The following is a 20,065-nucleotide window of genomic DNA, read 5'->3' on the forward strand; positions in this document are numbered from 1 at the left end:
TTTCTGTAAAGTTATTGTAAACTTTCCATAAAGATATAATATAAACTTTCACTGCTTATACAGTTAGGTATGATACAATAACCAATTACCAGGAGGATAAATTTATGAAAAAAGTCATCTTAACTATACTTTGTCTCCTCCTTCTAATCATTTCTTATTCATATTTTGAAGAGAACGATGAGACAAAAGAACAGAAAGAACAGAAAGAACAAAAAGCAGCGTCTACTCCCCATTGGATTGATAGGCAGACGAATGATTCTTTTTATCACCTTGTATTAGGGGATTCGCTTGCAAAAGGATTTGGCTCGACACAAGGAGGATTCGCGGAATTAGCCTCCAAACAAATAGAAGAACAAATTCATAAACCAATTAAAGTAGAAAACCTTGGAGTAAATGGACTTACAACGGATCGTCTCGTTCAAAAAGTTCAGACAGAAGAAGTACAACAAAAAATTAAAGAAGCGAATATAGTTACCATAAATATTGGGGGAAATAATTTATTTCGTTTAAATCGCAATGTAGGTGTTATAGATGGTATTAAAATGTTAAATAAAGAAAAGACTCATTTTGAAACAGACGTAAAAAATATTGTAAAGACAGTTCGGACACTCAATCCGAATGCTTTACTCATTCTATCTGAACTCTATAACCCTTTACAACTCGATGATTCAATTGCTTCTTATGCTGATATGTTTTTAGACGGCTGGAATGATACAGTTTACTCCATTTCGAAAGCAAATCAACCGTCCATTGTTTTACCAATTCGAAAATTAATACCAAATGATAATAAAGATTTACTATACGACCAAGTACACCCAAATGATAAAGGCTATGAGATTATTGCTAATGCATTTACAAAGCAAGTATTGTCCTATAAATATTGAGGCTAAGCCAAACAATTCTATTTTTATACGATACCTTTTTTGTTACAATGATAATGGAAGGGGGCCTTTATATGGAATCACGTGAGTGGGAACGTATTGTTGATCATCTTCTTTCGTTAGTGCCTCTTTTTTATCGCAAATTTATGCTTCCTGGAGAATTTTCTTCACAAAGGCACATGCCACCGTCACATACACAGGTGTTATTGCTATTACATGAACATGGCACATTAGCAGTCTCAGAAATCGGAAAACGATTAGCGATTTCAAGACCAAACATGACACCTCTATTAAATAAATTGATTCAGGAAGAACTTATAGAGCGGCATTACAGCGAAAAAGATCGACGGGTCATTTTAATTTCCCTGACAACAGAAGGGAAATCGTTAGTAAATCAATATCAACAATTTATTTTAGACAAATTAAAAGAAAACTTTCAAACATTGTCGGAAAGCGATCGTGACCAACTCATTCACTCGCTTCAAACGATTCAAAATTTAATTTTGAAAACAAACATGTAAAGCTGCTTCCAAAAGAAGCAGCTTTATGATTCATAATAATTTCCATAATATACATTTGAATACGGCCATGTCATTAAGTAAGGTTTTCGTTGCTGTGAAGGCTGCGGTGGCTGATATGATTCAAACTGCTGCCGTGGATAAGGAGCAGTATAATAATTCGCATATGGATATACTTGAGGTACATAGTAATAATACATTCATTCCCCCCCTTTTTCTTAAACATATTCAAGGCAGGAAATGGATGTGACATTCTTTATATTTGTACAAGTGGTTCTCTCGTTTGTTTTTTTCTTTTTTTCAAACGTAACTTCCGGTTCTTTTCATATAAATAATACACAACAAAATAAGATATCACTCCGAACACAACACCTAAAATCGTCATCCCAATTAATACATATACTTCACTCTGCAATAAGCTCTTTAGCATCATAAAAACATCGCTTGAGAAAAGATCAGATATTGTATATGGTTTATGCGGAATTACCTTTATTTCAAACGGATATAACATTTTTCCTAATGCATATGCAAACGGAAACAAAAATACCGGAAGAAATGATACTTTTCCGATAATATTGCCAATAACCGCTGCAGGAAAAGAACCCTTTGCTAATCGCACAATTGGATAAAAAACAAGATACACAAGTGACGCTGTATAAAGCACTAGCATTTCCAAAGCAAACCCAATCGCAAATCCTCGTGACACTTTCTTTGCTCCTTCTGGCGAACGGAGCAACTTATAATAATGAAATTTCGGCACCCTCCATATTCGCTGAAAAAAAGAATATGTTTTTTTACTTGTTCGCACAATCATCATCTCTTTAATAGTATTTTCTCTTTCCAGTATGCTCTTATATATTACTAAGAAACAAAACTACTCATCTTCATCTTATTATAAATGATACAAAGGGCATTCACCAAATATACATCAGACATTTCATAACAAAAAAACCTTCCTGATTAGGAAGGTTTTTTGACATTTTGAAGCAGACTTGCCAATAATGCTTTTTGAACGTGTAATCGATTCCCAGCTTGCTCAAAGACAACAGAAGAAGGGCCATCTATAATTTCTCCTGTTACCTCTTCTTCACGATGAGCGGGTAAACAATGTAAGAAACGATACGTTGCTTTCGCATGCTGAACAAGTTTTCCATTCACTTGAAACGGCTCGAATAATTTATATTTCCCTTCCGTATCTTCTTGCCCCATACTCATCCAAACATCCGTATAGATAAAGTCTGCATCTTTCACCGCCAACTCTGGATTATGTAAAATTTCAATATTCGCTCCTGTCTCAGTTGCAATTTCTAGCGCATTCTTTACAATTTGTTCATTTGGTTCATACCCCGGGGGAGTTGCTACTGTCATATGCATACCGACTTTTGCACTTGCTAACAGTAAAGAGTGACATACATTATTTCCATCTCCCACGTAAGCAAGTTTAATCCCTTTAAATGTATGAACTTCTTCATAAATTGTCATCAAATCCGCTAATGCCTGACACGGGTGATGATCATCTGTCAATCCATTAATAACAGGAATACTAGCTTCCTTCGCAAGTTCCTCTACATCTGCGTGCGAAAATGTACGAATCATAATTCCATCAATATAATGAGATAATACTTTCGCTGTGTCTGAAACACTTTCTCCTCTGCCAAGTTGCATTTCTTTTCCACTTAGAAACATTCCATGCCCACCAAGCTGTACCATTCCGGCTTCAAAAGAAACACGCGTACGAGTTGAATGTTTATCAAAAATGAGTCCTAATATTTTTCCCTCTAATAACGGTTCATGTTTATTCTTTTTTAAATAAATAGCAAATTCAATTAACGCAATCAATTCCTCCTGTGTCAATTCCTCTAATGTTAAAAGATCTTTCGTTTGTAATTTCGGTATTTGTATAGTTGACATGGAAATTCCCCCTTATAATATTGGTGATTTTTGTGTACAAATTACTCTCTTTATCATATTTACCGCTTCATCTATTTCTTCATTCGTTACAATGAGTGGTGGTAACAATCGCAAGACATTTGTTCCAGCTTGCAATACAAGAATCCCCTCTTCTTCTAACTGTTCTATAATTGGTGTGACATCACACTTGCAAACGACTCCAATCATAAGTCCTCTTCCGCGAATATCAGTAATCCATTCGATATCATGTAATTCTTTTTTTAGTTTTTGTAGTAAATATTCTCCCTTTACCTTAACTTCTTGTAAAAAAAACGGTTGCTTCATAATTCGCAACACTTCTTTTGCTGCTGTCATCGCAATATAATTCCCACCAAATGTAGAGCCATGAGCCCCAGTTGTAAAAGCAGTCATAAGCTCTTTCTTTCCAAGCATTGCCCCAACCGGAATACCATTTCCAAGCGCCTTTGCCGCTGTAACAATATCTGGGGATGTTCCAGTCTGTTCATAAGCAAACAACGTTCCCGTTCTTCCCATCCCTGTTTGCACCTCGTCAATTATATAAAGGGCTCCATATTGTCTACATAATTGTTCAATCTCTTGTAAAAAGGAAATATCGGCCGGTAAAACTCCACCCTCTCCTTGAACAACTTCCACCATAACTGCAGCTACTTCTTCATTCATTGTCTCCCTGAGTGCTTCTATATCATTAAAGGGAATATGTAAAAAAGACGGAAGAAGTGGCCCGAATCCTGTTTTGACTTTCTCTTGTCCAGTTGCACTCATTGTCCCAAGAGTTCTACCATGAAAGGATTGCTGGAATGTTAAAACGAGTGACTTTCCCGTATGCTTGCGTGCTAGTTTAAGTGCTGCTTCATTCGCTTCTGCTCCGCTATTACAAAAGAACACGTAATCTAGCTCACGCCCCTCTGTTAATAGTGCAGCTACCTTTTCTTGTACCTTATGCGGAAAAAGATTTGATATATGCCAAATTTCCTCTAATTGCTTTGTCATCGCTTCTACAAGTATAGGATGACAATGTCCTAAATTACATACAGCAATGCCAGAAGTAAAATCCATATACTCTTTCCCATTTTCATCTATAACCTTTGTTCCAGTCCCTTGAACAATTTCAATACTGCGTCTTCCATATGTGGGAAATATATGACTACTCATACAATACTCACCCCTTTTGTTACTTTCGTTCCAATCCACTCGCCTGATGTTCCAACAAAATGTTTTGTACCATTTACAATGCTGACGTTCTGAACGCCCATCTGTATTGAGGTAAGAGCCGCCTGTACTTTCGGAATCATTCCCCCTGTAATAACTTCTTTTTCTATCAGTCGTAGGATCTCAGCTTTATCTGCTTTCTTTAACAACTTTCCTTCGAACAATATCCCATCTACATCAGTAATAAAAATAAGTTCTTTTGCCCCCAGCGCGTATGCAATTCCAGCTGCCGCCGTATCTGCATTTATGTTATATACTTGGCCACCACTTATCCCAATTGGAGCAATAACCGGAATATAATTTAAATCTAGTAACCCTTTTAATAGCGCCGTCTCTACACCACTAACTTCTCCTACGTATCCAAGTTCAGAATCAAGTTGCTTAACTTGCAGTAACCTTCCATCGCAACCAGAGATCCCAATTGCATGCAAGCCATGCTTTTGAAAATTCATCACCATTTTTTTATTCGTGCTCCCGCATAAAATCATCTGAACAATATTCATCACTTCTTTTGTCGTCACACGTAGTCCATTCTTCTTTTCAATTGAAATATTAAATTGCTGTAGCTTTGCATCAATTTCTGGTCCACCGCCATGAACAACAATAACTTGATATTTTTTCTTCAGCTGCTCTATACATTCAAAAAATACATGGTCTAAACGCTCTAACATACTACCACCGCATTTTACTACAATATACTCGCTCATCTTTTCTCTCCCTACGTACGATAACAAGCATTTATTTTCACATATTCATAACTTAAGTCGCAGCCCCAAGCTCTTCCTTTTTCCTCTCCAAGGTGCAAATGAACATCAATAACAATTTCAGGTTGCTTTAATTTTTTATTCATTTCCTTTTGAGAGAATACTTGTGGCTCACTGCTTTGTAAAACAGAAATGGACTGAACAGCGATATCAACGGCGGTAGGTTCAATAGCAACTCCACTTTGACCAATTGCGCTAATAATGCGACCCCAATTTGCGTCTTCACCATACATCGCTGTTTTCACAAGACTTGAGCCAACAATTTGTTTCGCAATCTTATTTCCTTCTTCTACTGTTCGTGCCCCAGATACATTTACTTCAACTAACTTAGTAGCGCCTTCACCATCTTTAGCAATTTGCTTCGCTAAGTCCTCACATACCTTTTGCAAAGCACACATAAACTTTTCCCACTCTGTATGATTTGTATCAATGGCAGTCGTCCCTGATAATCCACTTGCCATAACAATCACCATATCATTTGTAGACGTATCTCCGTCCACTGTAATTTGGTTAAACGTATGATTGGTAACTTGTGATAACGCTAGCTGAAGTGTAGCTTGTTCTATATGTACGTCGGTTGTAATAAAACTAAGCATCGTTGCCATATTTGGATGAATCATTCCAGACCCTTTAGCAGCTCCTGCAATCGTCACTTCTTTCCCTTCAATTGTAAACTGATAACACGATTGTTTTTTGACGAGATCCGTTGTTAAAATGGCTTCATAAAATGAATCTACTTTCTCTTTTTCCTTCGATGGCACAAGATGGACAATACCAGCACGAATCACATCCATCGCTAAAGGAACTCCAATGATACCTGTTGAAGCAACCGCCACATGATTTTCTTTTACATGGAATTGTTTCGCAGCCAACATTCTCATTTCATACGCATCTTGCAATCCTTGTATACCTGTACAAGCATTCGCATTTCCGCTATTTACAACAACGGCCTGCACTTTCCCCTCCACCGCAATACTTTCTTTTGTTACTTGCACCGGTGCCGCTTGAAACTGATTTGTTGTATACACAGCCCCGCAATTTGCAGGAACATCACAAACAATTGCTCCCATATCTTTTTTCTCTTTTTTCAATCCAACCTGGATACCAATTGCAGCAAAACCTTTTGGCGTTACAATTGATCCACTTGCAACCTTTATAATAGAATCTGTTTCAATCATTATTCTCCCTCCCTTATGGGTAAAGCGGTATATATTGTAACCCTGCTGTTTCCTCTAACCCTGCTAATAAGTTTGCATTTTGAATTGCTTGCCCTGCAGCTCCTTTCATCATATTATCGATGACAGAAACAACTGTAATACGCCCTGTTCGTTCATCATAAGCCGCCCCAATATCACAATAATTTGAACCTCTCACTTCTTTTGGGCTTGGAAACTCCCCTTTAGGACGAATACGAACAAAAGAAGCATGACAATACGTTTCTTCATATAACTTCTGTAATATACGTGCATTGATATCTCGTTTTGCTTTTGTATAGAGAGTAATCATAATCCCTCTCGATATCGGAATTAAATGTGTGCTAAATGTAATAGGTTGTGCTTGCTCATTCCACTCAGTAAGCATTTGTTCAATCTCTGGAACATGTTGATGCTCATTCACCTTATAAATATGAAAATTATCATACAACTCAGGAAAATGCGTCATTGTTGTCGGTGTCTTTCCTGCTCCTGATACCCCTGATTTCGCATCGATAATAAGTGAGTCTTCCTCTATCATCCTACCCTGCATTAATGGTGCGGCCGCTAATAGTGCAGCTGTTGCAAAACACCCTGGATTTGCAACTAATTTTGTTTCTTGAATAGCTGACTTTTTCCATTCACTCAATCCATACACTGCCTTTTGCAGAATTTCTTCCTTTGCAGCAGGCTTGTTATACCATGTTTCATATGCATGAGGATTTAACATACGAAAATCACCTGATAAATCAATAACTTTTAAACCAGCTGCTAGCAATCTTGGCGTTATATGCGCCGAAACTCCTGCTGGTGTCGCTAAAAATACAATACTAGCTTCCTTCGCTATTACCTCCACATCGATTTCTTGCAACGTATGAACAATAAAATTTTGTAAATGAGGATATACATTTGTTATGCGTTCCCCTACTTGTGAAAAAGAATGGAGAGATACAATTGAAAAATATGGATGATGTTGCAATAACCTTATTAACTCAATTCCTCCATATCCTGTTGCTCCAATAATCGCGACTTTCATACGCTCCTCCTTATATCGATTCTTTAAATTAAGTATGATTATAATATTGTATATTTATAGAGTCAATTAAATATTTATTAATTTTAAAAGTTTTAAAAACGTAATTTTTCTAGAAAAACATTAACCTGTTATGAATTTTTATACACAAAAGACGTATACTGGTATTTTTTCTACACTTCAAGTACAATAAAAACAATACATGTATACACATAAGCGGGGAAAAAGATGAACGAAAAATTAATTGAGAAGATGTTAGCAAAAAGTTTTCGGCAATATCAATGTAAACCTGTTTCAAAAGAAGATGAGGAAATTTTAATTCAAAATATTCAAACACTTATTCATTCGGAACCTCATATGGATTTATATGAAGCAATTGAGGACATTGTTTATGAATATATTACGGGAAAATAAAAAATAGGAGATTTCCATTTGGAAATCTCCTATTTTTTACTTAATGATTTACCTGCTACACGTTCAAACAATCCCGGAAATAACGCAAAAAGTTTTGGTCCAATACTCATCCATTTGGGCAAATTCACTTCACGCTTTTTCGTTCGCATCACTTTTACAATTTGCTCTGCTACATATGTTGGCTTTAACATGTAACGCCCCATATTTTTTACATATGTACCGGATTGATCGGCAATATCAAAAAAGTTTGTGTCAATTGGTCCTGGATTAATTGCTGTTACATAAATATTTGTACTTGAGAGCTCCATGCGTAAGCTATTCGTAAATCCTAATACCGCATGTTTGGTTGCAGCATACGCACTCGATTTTGGCGTTGCAATTTTCCCTGCTAACGAAGCAATATTAATGATTTGCCCACTATTTCTCTCTAACATATGAGATAATACCGCTTTCGTACAAGCTACTAATCCAAATACATTAACCTCGAACATATCTTTCACTTCAACCATGGTCGCTTCTTCAAATGTTTTGAAAATGCCAAAGCCAGCATTATTTACTAATATATCAATTTGTCCTGCATCTGCTAGTATTTTTGCAAAGACAGTATTAACCTCTGTTTCTTTACTTACATCTAATACATAATAATAACAAGGCGTATTGTAAGTCGTTTTAATCTTCCCCGCTAATACTCGCAGTTTTTCTTCTGTCCTCGCTATTAATACAGGAATTGCGCCCTCAGCTGCAATTTGCATCGCGACTTGTTCCCCAATCCCACTAGAAGCTCCTGTAATGACGATTACTTTTTCTTGTAAACGTCCTGTCATCGCTGTCACCTACTTTGCATAATAAATCAATTGTGGCGACGATTCATCAATCATCACTTGTTGATTATATGCTAAAAAGTCTAATTGTCCAACTGTTTCCGAAATCGTAAGTGGCAATTGTTCTTTATATAATACAGGAAATAATTTCACACATACTTCAAAGGCTGTCATCGGCTTTTCTTTTAATAATTCTAATACTTTAAATGCACGTGTTTCTTGCTTTTGCAATCTTCCTCTTATCAGCGCTTTCACATCCACAATATCTTCTCCGTGACCTGATAAAATACGTGAAATATTCATATTACTTAAACGTTTTAATGTTTGGTTATATTGTAATAAAGGCCGTGCTCGCTCCGTCTGCCCTTCATATGGCGGTTCTAGTATTGGATTCGAAGAAATATGACTAATTAAAGCATCCCCACCAATTAACAGTCCATCTCGCTCCCTATATAACGAAATATGCGTCGAAGCATGCCCAGGTGTTTCAATAACTGTAAACTCAGGTAACGACTCAATACTATCTCCCTCTAGTACAGTATGTGTTAACGACCTATTACAAGAATATTTAAGTGTTTTCGTTGTAAGTAATACTTCATCTTTCAAAAATGCTTCTGGGACGCCAAACTGTAATGCGGCTTCTTTAAAAAATTGCTGATAACGTTTCAAAAATTGAGAATCCTGTGTAATCCATGGCTCATTCCAAGGATGGCCAACAATATTCGTCTTCTCGGAAAATGTATTTAGAAGCCCACAATGATCAGCATGATGATGTGTAATCACTACTGTTTCAATGTCTTCTATCTTGTATCCTAAAGTCCTTAATTGTTTTTCTAATGCTGACTTTGCCTCTTTTGTATTTGTCCCTGTATCAATTAATGTTAATGATTCTCCCTCTACTAAAAACACATTAACTGTCTCAACTGCAAATGGAACAGGAATCTCCATTCGATGAATTGCTACCATGTTTATGCCCCCCATCTCTCTCCGGTTCAAAATGAATCTCTCTTCAGTTTACAACTTCCATAAAAATTTGTCATTATTTTCAGACAAAAAGAAGGTTTTTTCTATAATAAAACGAATGTATGTAAATTTATAAGTTTTTCTTACCAAAATGAAGGAGGCTTCATCATGTCTATTCAAAATATTTCCTTTCTAGGTGCTGGATCAATAGCTGAAGCAATCATCGCCGGTTTATTAGATGCAAATGTTGTAAAGAGTGAACAAATTACAGTAAGTAATCGCTCCAATGAAACAAGATTACAGGAATTACATACAAAGTATGGTGTTAAAGGAACCCATAACAAACAAGATCTACTGGATCATGCAGATATTATCTTTCTCGCAATGAAGCCAAAGGATGTAGCGGAAGCCTTAACACCTCTTAAAGAATATATAACAAGTAGCCAACTTATCATTTCATTATTAGCAGGTGTTTCTACAAGTTCTATTACAAGTCTGCTTCAAAAAAATGTTCCGATTATCCGTGCAATGCCAAATACATCGGCAGCTATTTTAAAATCAGCTACAGCTATCTCTCCATCCTTGCATGCAACAGAGCAACATGTTCATATTGCTAAATCTTTATTTGAAACAATCGGTCTTGTTTCAGTAGTAGCAGAAGAGCATATGCATGCTGTTACTGCCCTATCTGGAAGCGGTCCTGCATATGTGTACTACGTAGTTGAAGCAATGGAAGAAGCTGCAAAACAAATCGGCTTAGAAGAGCATGTAGCTAAATCTCTTATTTTACAAACAATGATTGGTGCAGCTGAAATGCTTAAAGCGAATACAAAACACCCTTCTATCTTACGAAAAGAAATTACCTCTCCTGGTGGAACGACAGAAGCTGGAATCGAGATTCTACAAAGTTTTAATTTTCAACAAGCACTCATCGCGTGTATTACACAAGCTACAAAACGATCTCATGAGCTTGGTAAAACATTAGAACAATTAGCAAAAGAAAAATAAAAAACAGAGCTCAGAAAATAAATCTGAGCTCCGTTTTTTATTACGATCGTATTCTCTTATTTGCTACTCTTCCCAAAAATCTCTTCTTGAAGGCGACGTCCTGTCGGTGTTGCTGCTAGTCCACCTTCAGCCGTCTCACGAAGTGCAACTGGCATTGTTTGCCCAATTCTAAACATCGCTTCAATAACTTCATCACATGGAATCGTACTTGTTACACCAGCTAATGATAAATCAGCTGCAATCATCGCATTTGAAGCACCTGCTGCATTACGTTTTACACAAGGGACTTCTACAAGTCCAGCAACAGGATCACATACTAATCCTAACATATTCTTTAGAGCAATTGCCATCGCCGTAGCCGCTTGCTCCGGCGTTCCTCCTGCCATTTCAACAGCTGCTGCCGCTGCCATTCCACTTGCTGAACCAACTTCAGCTTGACATCCTCCAGCTGCACCAGAAATACAAGCATTATTGGCAACAACCATACCAAATGCTCCAGCTGTAAATAGAAATTCAATCATTTCTTCGCGTGTTGGCTGTAACTTTTCTTTAAGTGCAAACAATACTCCTGGTACAGTGCCCGCTGATCCAGCTGTTGGTGTTGCACAAATGATTCCCATCGCTGCATTCACTTCATTTGTCGCAACAGCTTTACTTACCGCATCCAACATCGTATGTCCAGATAAGCCTTTTCCACTCTTCATATACTCTTGTACTTTCACCGCATCTCCGCCAGTTAAACCGGTTGGTGATTTTACACCACGAATACCACGTTCTACTGCTTGTTCCATCACGACTAAGTTTTTTTCCATACCTGCAAGTACTTCTTCACGAGAAATACTTCTTGTTTGCATTTCACATTGAATCATAATTTCTGCAATTTTTACATTCTGTTCTTTAGCTTGTGTCACTAGTTCCGCTGCGTTCCGAAACATGGTGTGTCCCCCCTGCAATTAGTCCATAATAGTTACTTGACAAATATTTGATTGTCCCTTAATTTCCTTAATCACTTCATCTGCTAATAATTCATCTGTTTCAATGACCATAAGTGCTTTTCTTCCCTTTTCCTTACGTGAAACACTCATTGTACTAATATTAATTTCATGTTTGGCAAGTATAGAAGCTACAGATGCAATCGCTCCAAAGCGATCGTTATTGACAATAAGAAGTGCTGGACTTGTTCCTGATAATTGTAAATCAAATCCGTTTAATTCCACCACTTCAATCTTTCCACCACCGATTGAACAAGCAACCACTTCAATCTCCTCTTCTCCTTTATACAAGCGAATTCTCGCTGTATTCGGATGTGGTGCATTCGCTTCTTCTTCAATAAAATTCACTTCAATCCCACGCTCTTTTGCAATTTCTAGCGCACTTGGGATACGTATATCATCTGTTTCAAATCCTAGTATTCCACCAATCAATGCTACATCCGTACCATGACCACGATATGTTTTGGCAAACGAGCCATATAACGAAATCGTAATTTTTTCTGGTTCATGCCGGAAAAGTTGACGAGCAACCTGTCCCATTCTTGCTGCCCCTGCGGTATGTGAACTGGACGGCCCAATCATAACTGGACCGATAATATCAAATACTGAGCGATATTTCATCATGATTCCCCCTAAACCTTTTATCAAAAATTGCTTACTACTATTCTATTAAGCTGCCGATTCTGTTGTCTTCCCTTCCGTACCACGAATTTGCTGTGCTGTACGAATTGGATAGTTTTTGAATAGAAGTGAGTCGATATATCCTGTAAAATACCAGATACCAGACACCATAATACATAAGAAACATAGCGTCACTTTGATCGGATCATTAAAGCCATACATTGTCATAAGTCTAGCAATAAATCCTGGTAGCAATCCAAATTCTAACACAGAAGCCCCTACAAGCATAGCCTAAACAAGTGAGACCCCCATTACTAACGCAACAAGAGTTGCACCAGCTACTCCGCTTAGACTACCTGCTGATTCTCCAACTTCTTTCAAAAACGGTATGTCAATTACATCTCCATCAACATATAGCTGAAATGCTTCAACTAAGAAACTTGCAACAGCGGCACTCGTTAAAGCACCCATTGCTTTCATACCATTTGGTGCTTTGAAACTAAAAAGCTAAAAAAGACTTAATACAAATAATAATACAGTTCCTTTAATTATCTCCTTGATGCCCTCTCTCTTTTAGTCAATTTCGTTTCGTTACGAAAAATGGCTAAAATGCACGATGCAACTTACGATGAATTGTAATTCGCCCTCATTATAGCTTGTTTTTGATAAAACGCTTACTTTTATTGAATTTTAAAATTTCCGAATTTAACCTCATTTATTCCCCTTGTATTAATAATAAAACAAATTATATATATAACAGTTTTTCAAGACAAATGATTTTTCGTACTTCTTTCATACCCTTTCGAAAATCTTAAAATTCCTGTATCAGTTCATAAATTTATCAAATTATAACAGTTCTATCTATTTTATAGAGAAAACTTTTTTATAAAAAACAAAACAATGGCAAATCTATATTGCCATTGTTTGTGAAATGTCACCTTTCTACTGGAAAACATTTCAAATCCATCGCTATTTCCGTATTTGCAAACAGCGACTGAGCTTCTTGTAACAATTCCTTATATGCATCTCCTTGATACCGCGAACTAATGTGAGTCAATATCAATCGTTTCACATTCGCTTGTAACGCAATACTTGCTGCCTGTTTCGTTGTCGAGTGAAAATAATCATGCGCCTGGATTTCATCTGCTGCTGCAAACGTCGCTTCATGAACAAGCACATCTGCGTCTTGTGCAAGTTGGCTACTCGCTTCACAATAACGCGTATCTCCTAATATCGTAATAATTCTCCCTTTTTGCGGTGGACCGATAAAGTCTTTCCCGTGTAAGACTCTTCCATTATTTAATTCTACTGTTTCACCATCTTTTAAACGCTTAAAGATTGGTCCTGGTTTTACTCCTGCTTCTAACAATTTATCAACAAGAAGGTGCCCTTGTATATCTTTCTCTACAATGCGATATCCAAAGCATTCAATCCCATGTGATAATCTCTTCGTTTCTACAGAAAATTGAATGTCTTCAAAAACAATACCTTCCTCCGTAATTTCAACAATTTCAAGTGGATATTTAACATGCGTCGTACTCACTGATAATGCCACTTCAATGAATTGCCTAATTCCTTTTGGGCCATAAACCGTTAATGGCGTTGTTCCACCTTGAAAAGAGCGACTTCCTAATAAACCAGGTAAACCAAAAATATGATCACCATGTAAATGAGTAATAAAAATTTTTTCAATGCGACGCGGACGCACGGATGTATGTAAAATTTGATGTTGCGTTGCTTCACCACAGTCAAATAACCACGTTTCACCACGTTCCTCTAGTAATTGTAAAGCTATTGATGAGACATTTCTTCCTTTTGAAGGAACGCCTGCACCAGTTCCTAAAAATACAAATTCCACTTTGTTTCCTCCAGCTCTTTATATACTCTATCTTTCATCTTACGGAATGTAATTTCAAATGGCAAATCAAATTTCATAAACAACTCATCTAGACAACTATATAATACGAACGTTATAAATAAAAAAATAACAAACGTTCGTATTTTGTAGTAAAATGATTATATCAAATAAAAAGGGAGCATTTAACTATGAAAGAAGCATTTCGTTTACAAACTGATTTTTCATCTTCATTTGATCGCTGGGTAAGTTCTTTCGTTTCTGATCACCCGGCACAATTACAGTGGACGACTTTAAAAGAATTAATCCATGAGTACACAACATTGCACACAAATCAAACGTTACCAGAATATATTTCTTCTTCTATCACATATTATGCACAACGTATTTCAACAACAAACAATTCAGAGATCATAATTTATGAAAATTCTACCATCTCATAATCTATAAAGTGAAACTTTAATGAGTGGAGTTTTACTGTCCGCAAATAGCAACACAAAAATAAAAAGCATCGATTCTCGATGCCTTTTTTATTTCAAAAATATACAAATCTCATTACTTTAACATATACTCTTTAGTTATATCATAGAAGGATATAACATTCTCTTCTGATCCATTTACCAATCGTTTATATACTTTATCAATGGGAAACACTTTCCACTCTCCTACTTGTAAATGTAAAACCTCTTCATTATCAAAGACTGTTTCTTGAAGCCACTCTGCCTCTTGTCCTAAATGCCTTTTTAGAACTTCGCCTAAATAACTCCCCCAAATTAAAGCCATCGAATACATTTGATTTTCTGTCGGTATATCTTCTTCATCCCCAATTGCTTTCTTATCCCGTAAATCGTTTGCATAATAATCTAAAATCTCTTCCAATTCTTTGATATCCTCCTCGGAATAATTAAAAGTTTTGTCAAAGGCTTTTGCATATTCAATAGCCACATTACAAAGTTCTTGTACCCTATAGCTCAGATTACTTTGCTCCATGCCCTTCCCCCAAAACTTATTTGATAAAAATTATATCATCCTATTTCACTATGCATAATAAATGTACAACTGGTCATTTTAAGAACGTAGTATAATGAAGGAGGGTTATCATTGAAAAATGTAAAGATGCTTACAATCTGTTTTTTAGCAGCTATTTCGCTATTTGGATGTGCAGGAAAGCAAAAGGAGAAAGCATTGGATACTCGCGAAAACAATGGCGTACGAAATGTTAGATACGAAGGAACCAACACTGACCTTCAAAGGGTACGAAATGATACGAACGGTATCACGAACAATGAAACACAACTACACGTAGCCAATAAAGCAGCTGACCGGATTGTTGAATTAGCGGAAGTGGACAAAGCAACTGTAGTCGTCACAAACAAAAATGCCTATGTTGCAGTCGTTTTACGTGATAACGTAAAAGGTGATGTCACAAAGCAATTAGAGAACAAAATTGCTGACCAAGTAAGAGCTACAGATCCAGATATCCGCAATGTATTTGTATCATCAAATCCTGATTTTGTAGATCGCATGAGAGACTATGCGGACAAAATCAACCAAGGTAAACCAGTATCAGGACTATTTGAAGAATTTACTGAAACCGTTCGAAGAGTATTCCCTAATCCTCGATAATAAATCAAGTAGCCTTAATTGAAGAAGTAGTAAGTCGAATACTTTTGAAATCTAGACTGACCGCTACTTCATTCAATTAAGAAGCTATTTAAACATAAAAGGTGTCATGATATGAAATTGTCATGACACCTTTTACATAAATTTATTTTCTAATTTCTGCTGAAAAGATTTTTCCTGCTTTCGAAATAACTGACTTCCTCTTTGCAAAATAGGAGCTCCATATTTATCATTGATCTGGTCAATCACAGCTAATATTGGCTCTTCTTTCGCATCTTCTTCAAATGAAAATAAATCCAGTTGCTTGATTGATTCTGTCTTCCACTCTAGTTCAGTAGCTGTAACACCAAGCAACCTAATGGGATCTCCATCCCAATGTTGTTTCCACAAACGTGAAGAAGCTTGAAAGATATGGCGTTCTTCCCAAATTGCATTTTTTAATTGTTTACTCCGTGTTACTGTACGCCGATCATAATATTTAATCGTAATTTGGATGTTATAACTGACAAGCGTACGTTTTTGTAGCCTTTTACTAACTGATTTTGCTAAGCACTCTAACATATCAAGCAATTCCTTCTCTTCATCCATATCCTTTGAAAATGTCTTTGAATTCCCAACACTTTTATGTTGTCCCATTTGATTCGGATCAACTTCTCTATCATCCATACCTTTTGCCCTTTTTTGTAAATCCACACCATGCTTTCCTATTTTGGCGCGAATGATATGTTCTTCCCCATGTGCTAACTGTTCAATTGTATATATATGGATCTCTTTCAATTTCTCTGCTGTTTTCTCACCAATTCCATGCATCGCTTCAACAGGACGCGGCCACAGTAACTCCTGAATATCTCGTTTACGAAACACAGTAATACCGAGCGGCTTTTCCATGTCCGACGCAGTCTTTGCAAGAAAAAGGTTTGGGGCAATCCCAATGCTACATGGCAAATGCAACTCCGTTAATAACGCCTGTTGAATCATTCGAGCGATATCAAGGGGGGAACCTAATCCATAACAATCTGTTATATCTAAGTATCCTTCATCTATAGAAACAGGCTGTATCTTCTCAGTAAAACGTGACAGAATTTGAAACATTTCAAATGATGCCTCACGATATAATTTAAAATTTGGATGTTTCACAATTAAATCTGGACATAATCGTTTTGCTTCCCAAAGAGGCATTGTTGTTCGTATTCCGTATTCTCTCGCTTCATAACTACATGTTATAATAATTCCTTTTCGCTCTTTTTCATTTCCGGCAATTGCTAGTGGCTTACCTTCTAACGATGGGTCATGCGCGATTTCAACTGATGCAAAAAAACAATTCATATCAACGTGTAAGATGACACGACCGTTTTTTGGATACATTTCTCTCATGTTTTCCACCCCCTAAAGAACATTCGTTCCTAATTTTATTATATCAAATTCCATGAAAACAGTGGAGCTTCTCAACTACAAAAGCACGTTCGTTCCCATTCATATTTTTGATATACTTATATTAAATATGGATATTTTTTCACAAGAAGTGGCGTACATTACAAACTCAATTACACATTCCTTGTTATTATATTAATTATTGCTATTAATTATTTACTACTGCGAATTTTCAATTTTTATATTACCTTTGCACTTTTCCCTCGCGCAGTAGGTGTAGTGACAAAGTATATACTCCCATGGATTTTTTCTATTGGCTCATTCGCCTTGTAAAAGCGATTGAATCTAAATGAAAAGGGCGTGTAAACCTATTGTGGTTTACACGCCCTTTTTTCTTATGCTTACAATTATTTCGCTACTTCTTCAATAATTGCCACAACTAATTCAGCTGTTTTTGCTAATTCTTCAACAGGAATTTTCTCGTTTGTTGTATGAATTTCTTCATAACCAACTGCTAAGTTTACTGTTGGAATACCATGTCCAGCAATTACGTTTGCATCACTTCCGCCACCGCTTTGGTGAAGAGAAGGCGTACGACCAATTTTTTCAGCAGCACGTTTTGCAACTTCTACAACATGATCGCCATCGGCAAATTTAAATCCAGGGTACATAACTTTTACTTCAACATCCGCTTGACCGCCCATTTCTTTTGCAGTTGTTTCAAATACTTCTTTCATTTTTGCAACTTGTTCTTGCATTTTTTCATCTACTAAAGAGCGAGCCTCTGCAAAGATTTGTACATGATCACAAACAATATTTGTTTGTGTGCCCCCTTCAAAGCGACCGATATTTGCAGTTGTTTCCGAATCAATACGACCTAGTGGCATTTTTGCAATTGCTTTTGCTGCAATCGTAATTGCAGATACACCTTTTTCTGGTGCTACGCCAGCGTGAGCTGTTTTCCCACGAATAATCGCATTTACTTTTGCTTGTGTTGGTGCTGCAACTACGATTTCGCCAACTTTTCCATCGCTATCTAATGCATAACCATATTTTGCTGTAATACGGTCACGGTCCAATGCTTTCGCACCAACAAGACCAGATTCTTCACCAACTGTAATAATAAATTCAATTTTCCCATGGGAAATATTTTTTTCTTTTAAAACACGAATTGCCTCGAACATAGAAGCTAATCCCGCTTTATCATCTGATCCTAAAATTGTAGTACCATCTGATACGATATAACCATCTTTAATAGAAGGCTTAATTCCTTTACCAGGAACTACTGTATCCATATGAGAAGTGAAGTAAATTGTATCTACTCCTTCTTTCGTCGCTGGTAAAGTACAAATTAAATTTCCAGCTCCATGTCCAGTCACACCCATTGTGTCATCTTCAAATACTTCAACACCTAAAGCAGTAAATTTTTTTGTTAACACTTTACAAATTTCTGCTTCATATTTTGTTTCAGAATCTACTTGAACAAGTTCCATAAATTCATTTACTAAACGTTCTTGATTAATCATGAGAATGCGCCTCCTGCATTGCATTATGTATGTAACAAGGTTAATTATAACAGAATTTCGCAAAAGTTTCGAAAGACACGAAAAAAATAGATGGTTCACACATCTAGATAACCATCTATTCTACTCATTTAACAGTACCCAGCGCATATGATCTTCCCACACCCCATTCACCATTAACATTTTCCGCGACACTCCTTCATATTGAAAACCAATCTTCGTTACAACTTGAATAGATGCTAAATTACGCGGCATAATCGGAGCTTCAATACGGTGTAAGTGAAATTCTTGAAAAGCAACATCAATTGCTTTTCTAAGCGCTTCTGTTGTATATCCTTTATTCAATTCATCTTTATCTAACTTATAGCCTAGAACGCAAGATTGATAAATCCCTCTCACAATTAAATTGAAAGAAATACATCCTATAATATTCGTATTATCTCCATTCTTAAAAATCCATAATCGAATCGTTTTTCCTTCATTAAACTCTTTTTTATCTTTTTGCAATCGTTTTTTTTGATAGTCTAGTGTGAAAAAATCATCTGGTCGATATTCTTCCCACGCCTTTAAAAACTCACGATTTTTGTCGTAATATTGAAGAACTTGCTCTGCATACGACTCATCGATTTCTCTTAATTGTAAACGTTCTGTTTCATATATTTTCATCATCGTATCTCCATTCTTCATCTAGTAAAACTTTTTAAAGGCACCGAAAAACCTTGTGTCCCATCCTTCTATATTCTCTATGTATTCTATATTTTCCTGTTATATTTTAGATACACTTCTCGAATTTTGTCTTCTTTATACTCTTGTCCATGTTTTCATTTCTCGATACAATAAAATTGTAATGATTGCAAGGAGGACCAGTATGAATAAAAAAGCACAAAAAATTATGATATACGTTATGCTAATTTCAATGCTTGTAACAACATTACTCACTGGAGCTAGTATGTTTTGGTAAAGAGGGCGATGTATTTCGTCCTTTTTTTACACAAACAGGCTGCTTATTCTTCTAGATAGAAAATAAGCAGCCTGTTCAATCACAATGATTTTAATGAATAATATTTATTTCATGATTAGCACAATCGCGACAATACTGAATGAAAAGGCCATCACAAGTGCCATAACAAAACTCGTATAATGTTTCTGCTGAAACGCTCCAATTACAAATGTCAAATTAAGGAACACCATAAAAACAATAGATACAAGAAAAGAACATACATTAAAAGTTGCCAATATGAAAGTAACAACGAATAGAAAGCCAATAAAAAATTGCATATAGGAAAGCTTTGGATTCAAATACATACAAGCAACTCCTTTTCCTATTATCTTTATATATTCTCA

Annotated in this window: 26 protein-coding genes and 1 pseudogene; 8 read left to right on the forward strand and 19 right to left on the reverse strand. The window is 36.3% G+C overall.

Features of this window, described 5'->3' with window-relative positions:
- Window positions 1-104: 104 nt before the first annotated feature.
- Together QRY57_RS20410 and QRY57_RS20415 are read left to right on the forward strand one after the other, a co-directional pair.
- Window positions 105-884 carry a GDSL-type esterase/lipase family protein gene (locus QRY57_RS20410; protein WP_286015974.1) on the forward strand — a complete coding sequence of 260 codons (780 nt, stop codon included), beginning with the start codon at window positions 105-107 and terminating at the stop codon, window positions 882-884.
- Between the two features lie 71 nt (window positions 885-955).
- Window positions 956-1,402 (forward strand): MarR family winged helix-turn-helix transcriptional regulator, encoded by a 447-nt coding sequence (locus QRY57_RS20415; RefSeq protein ID WP_208019111.1) that lies wholly within the window; start codon window positions 956-958, stop codon window positions 1,400-1,402.
- A gap of 23 nt (window positions 1,403-1,425) precedes the next feature.
- On the opposite strand, the gene QRY57_RS20420 is transcribed toward QRY57_RS20415, so the two are convergent.
- From QRY57_RS20420 to argC, 7 genes are all read right to left on the reverse strand, one after another.
- The gene (locus QRY57_RS20420) at window positions 1,426-1,599 is read right to left on the reverse strand and encodes a hypothetical protein (RefSeq protein WP_208019112.1); all 174 of its coding nucleotides are present in this window, start codon (window positions 1,597-1,599) and stop codon (window positions 1,426-1,428) included.
- Between the two features lie 56 nt (window positions 1,600-1,655).
- Window positions 1,656-2,207, reverse strand: a complete 552-nt coding sequence (locus QRY57_RS20425) for a DUF2062 domain-containing protein (protein ID WP_139265456.1) — start codon at window positions 2,205-2,207, stop codon at window positions 1,656-1,658.
- Between the two features lie 152 nt (window positions 2,208-2,359).
- Window positions 2,360-3,310, reverse strand: coding sequence for an ornithine carbamoyltransferase (gene argF, locus QRY57_RS20430; protein WP_286015975.1), 951 nt, complete (start codon window positions 3,308-3,310; stop codon window positions 2,360-2,362).
- 12 nt (window positions 3,311-3,322) lie between these two features.
- Window positions 3,323-4,483: an acetylornithine transaminase gene (gene argD, locus QRY57_RS20435; RefSeq protein ID WP_286015976.1), complete on the reverse strand. Its 1,161-nt coding sequence runs from the start codon at window positions 4,481-4,483 to the stop codon at window positions 3,323-3,325.
- The gene (gene argB / locus QRY57_RS20440; protein WP_286015977.1) at window positions 4,480-5,247 is read right to left on the reverse strand and encodes an acetylglutamate kinase; all 768 of its coding nucleotides are present in this window, start codon (window positions 5,245-5,247) and stop codon (window positions 4,480-4,482) included. The genes argD and argB overlap by 4 nt, the downstream gene beginning before the upstream one ends.
- An 11-nt stretch (window positions 5,248-5,258) precedes the next feature.
- Window positions 5,259-6,485: a bifunctional glutamate N-acetyltransferase/amino-acid acetyltransferase ArgJ gene (gene argJ, locus QRY57_RS20445; RefSeq protein WP_286017914.1), complete on the reverse strand. Its 1,227-nt coding sequence runs from the start codon at window positions 6,483-6,485 to the stop codon at window positions 5,259-5,261.
- A gap of 10 nt (window positions 6,486-6,495) precedes the next feature.
- Window positions 6,496-7,533 carry an N-acetyl-gamma-glutamyl-phosphate reductase gene (argC, locus tag QRY57_RS20450; protein ID WP_286015978.1) on the reverse strand — a complete coding sequence of 346 codons (1,038 nt, stop codon included), beginning with the start codon at window positions 7,531-7,533 and terminating at the stop codon, window positions 6,496-6,498.
- Between the two features lie 225 nt (window positions 7,534-7,758).
- Between argC and QRY57_RS20455 the strand changes: the two genes are divergently transcribed.
- On the forward strand, window positions 7,759-7,944 hold the full coding sequence (locus QRY57_RS20455; RefSeq protein ID WP_286015979.1) for a YqzH family protein: 186 nt from the start codon (window positions 7,759-7,761) through the stop codon (window positions 7,942-7,944).
- 29 nt (window positions 7,945-7,973) lie between these two features.
- Here QRY57_RS20455 and QRY57_RS20460 read toward each other — a convergent pair whose 3' ends face one another.
- Window positions 7,974-8,768: an SDR family NAD(P)-dependent oxidoreductase gene (locus QRY57_RS20460; RefSeq protein ID WP_208019119.1), complete on the reverse strand. Its 795-nt coding sequence runs from the start codon at window positions 8,766-8,768 to the stop codon at window positions 7,974-7,976.
- A gap of 9 nt (window positions 8,769-8,777) precedes the next feature.
- Window positions 8,778-9,731 (reverse strand): MBL fold metallo-hydrolase, encoded by a 954-nt coding sequence (locus QRY57_RS20465; RefSeq protein ID WP_090687418.1) that lies wholly within the window; start codon window positions 9,729-9,731, stop codon window positions 8,778-8,780.
- Window positions 9,732-9,896: 165 nt separating this feature from the next.
- Here QRY57_RS20465 and proI point away from each other — a divergent pair, with 165 nt between their 5' ends.
- On the forward strand, window positions 9,897-10,736 hold the full coding sequence (gene proI, locus QRY57_RS20470) for a pyrroline-5-carboxylate reductase ProI (protein ID WP_286015980.1): 840 nt from the start codon (window positions 9,897-9,899) through the stop codon (window positions 10,734-10,736).
- A gap of 56 nt (window positions 10,737-10,792) precedes the next feature.
- On the opposite strand, the gene sdaAA is transcribed toward proI, so the two are convergent.
- The 5 genes from sdaAA to rnz all read right to left on the reverse strand — a co-directional run bounded on the left by sdaAA (window position 10,793) and on the right by rnz (window position 14,207).
- Complete coding sequence (sdaAA, locus tag QRY57_RS20475; protein WP_026590028.1) at window positions 10,793-11,671, reverse strand: L-serine ammonia-lyase, iron-sulfur-dependent, subunit alpha; 879 nt, start codon at window positions 11,669-11,671, stop codon at window positions 10,793-10,795.
- An 18-nt stretch (window positions 11,672-11,689) separates the two neighbouring features.
- Entirely contained in the window at window positions 11,690-12,349 is a 660-nt protein-coding gene (sdaAB, locus tag QRY57_RS20480; RefSeq protein WP_208019134.1) for an L-serine ammonia-lyase, iron-sulfur-dependent subunit beta, read from the reverse strand.
- A 48-nt stretch (window positions 12,350-12,397) separates the two neighbouring features.
- Window positions 12,398-12,619, reverse strand: a complete 222-nt coding sequence (locus QRY57_RS27240) for a hypothetical protein (RefSeq protein ID WP_286015981.1) — start codon at window positions 12,617-12,619, stop codon at window positions 12,398-12,400.
- 21 nt (window positions 12,620-12,640) lie between these two features.
- Window positions 12,641-12,829 (reverse strand): PTS sugar transporter subunit IIC, encoded by a 189-nt coding sequence (locus QRY57_RS27245; RefSeq protein ID WP_231503887.1) that lies wholly within the window; start codon window positions 12,827-12,829, stop codon window positions 12,641-12,643.
- 454 nt (window positions 12,830-13,283) lie between these two features.
- The gene (gene rnz, locus QRY57_RS20495; protein WP_286015982.1) at window positions 13,284-14,207 is read right to left on the reverse strand and encodes a ribonuclease Z; all 924 of its coding nucleotides are present in this window, start codon (window positions 14,205-14,207) and stop codon (window positions 13,284-13,286) included.
- A 188-nt stretch (window positions 14,208-14,395) separates the two neighbouring features.
- On the opposite strand from rnz, the gene QRY57_RS20500 reads away from it, so the two are divergent.
- Window positions 14,396-14,647, forward strand: coding sequence for a DUF3932 family protein (locus QRY57_RS20500; protein WP_286015983.1), 252 nt, complete (start codon window positions 14,396-14,398; stop codon window positions 14,645-14,647).
- A gap of 112 nt (window positions 14,648-14,759) precedes the next feature.
- Here the strand turns inward: QRY57_RS20500 and QRY57_RS20505 are convergent, their stop codons facing one another.
- Complete coding sequence (locus QRY57_RS20505; protein ID WP_286015984.1) at window positions 14,760-15,194, reverse strand: hypothetical protein; 435 nt, start codon at window positions 15,192-15,194, stop codon at window positions 14,760-14,762.
- A gap of 111 nt (window positions 15,195-15,305) precedes the next feature.
- Between QRY57_RS20505 and QRY57_RS20510 the strand changes: the two genes are divergently transcribed.
- Window positions 15,306-15,830, forward strand: a complete 525-nt coding sequence (locus QRY57_RS20510) for a YhcN/YlaJ family sporulation lipoprotein (protein ID WP_286015985.1) — start codon at window positions 15,306-15,308, stop codon at window positions 15,828-15,830.
- Between the two features lie 132 nt (window positions 15,831-15,962).
- On the opposite strand, the gene QRY57_RS20515 is transcribed toward QRY57_RS20510, so the two are convergent.
- A complete protein-coding gene (locus QRY57_RS20515; RefSeq protein ID WP_208019125.1) occupies window positions 15,963-17,201 on the reverse strand; it encodes a DNA polymerase IV in 1,239 nt (412 codons plus the stop codon).
- 120 nt (window positions 17,202-17,321) lie between these two features.
- On the opposite strand from QRY57_RS20515, the pseudogene QRY57_RS20520 reads away from it, so the two are divergent.
- Window positions 17,322-17,551 (forward strand): annotated as a pseudogene (locus QRY57_RS20520) (hypothetical protein).
- Window positions 17,552-17,605: 54 nt separating this feature from the next.
- Here QRY57_RS20520 and QRY57_RS20525 read toward each other — a convergent pair.
- Both QRY57_RS20525 and QRY57_RS20530 read right to left on the reverse strand, forming a co-directional pair.
- Window positions 17,606-18,724, reverse strand: coding sequence for a tripeptidase T (locus QRY57_RS20525; RefSeq protein WP_286015986.1), 1,119 nt, complete (start codon window positions 18,722-18,724; stop codon window positions 17,606-17,608).
- 120 nt (window positions 18,725-18,844) lie between these two features.
- On the reverse strand, window positions 18,845-19,390 hold the full coding sequence (locus tag QRY57_RS20530) for a GNAT family N-acetyltransferase (RefSeq protein ID WP_026590019.1): 546 nt from the start codon (window positions 19,388-19,390) through the stop codon (window positions 18,845-18,847).
- Window positions 19,391-19,589: 199 nt separating this feature from the next.
- On the opposite strand from QRY57_RS20530, the gene prli42 reads away from it, so the two are divergent.
- Window positions 19,590-19,682 carry a stressosome-associated protein Prli42 gene (gene prli42 / locus QRY57_RS20535; RefSeq protein WP_090687428.1) on the forward strand — a complete coding sequence of 31 codons (93 nt, stop codon included), beginning with the start codon at window positions 19,590-19,592 and terminating at the stop codon, window positions 19,680-19,682.
- Window positions 19,683-19,786: 104 nt separating this feature from the next.
- On the opposite strand, the gene QRY57_RS20540 is transcribed toward prli42, so the two are convergent.
- On the reverse strand, window positions 19,787-20,026 hold the full coding sequence (locus tag QRY57_RS20540) for a DUF3894 domain-containing protein (protein WP_026590018.1): 240 nt from the start codon (window positions 20,024-20,026) through the stop codon (window positions 19,787-19,789).
- Window positions 20,027-20,065: the final 39 nt, after the last annotated feature.

The sequence above is a fragment of the Bacillus arachidis genome (assembly GCF_030285945.1).
Taxonomy (GTDB): Bacteria; Bacillota; Bacilli; order Bacillales; family Bacillaceae_G; genus Bacillus_A; species Bacillus_A arachidis.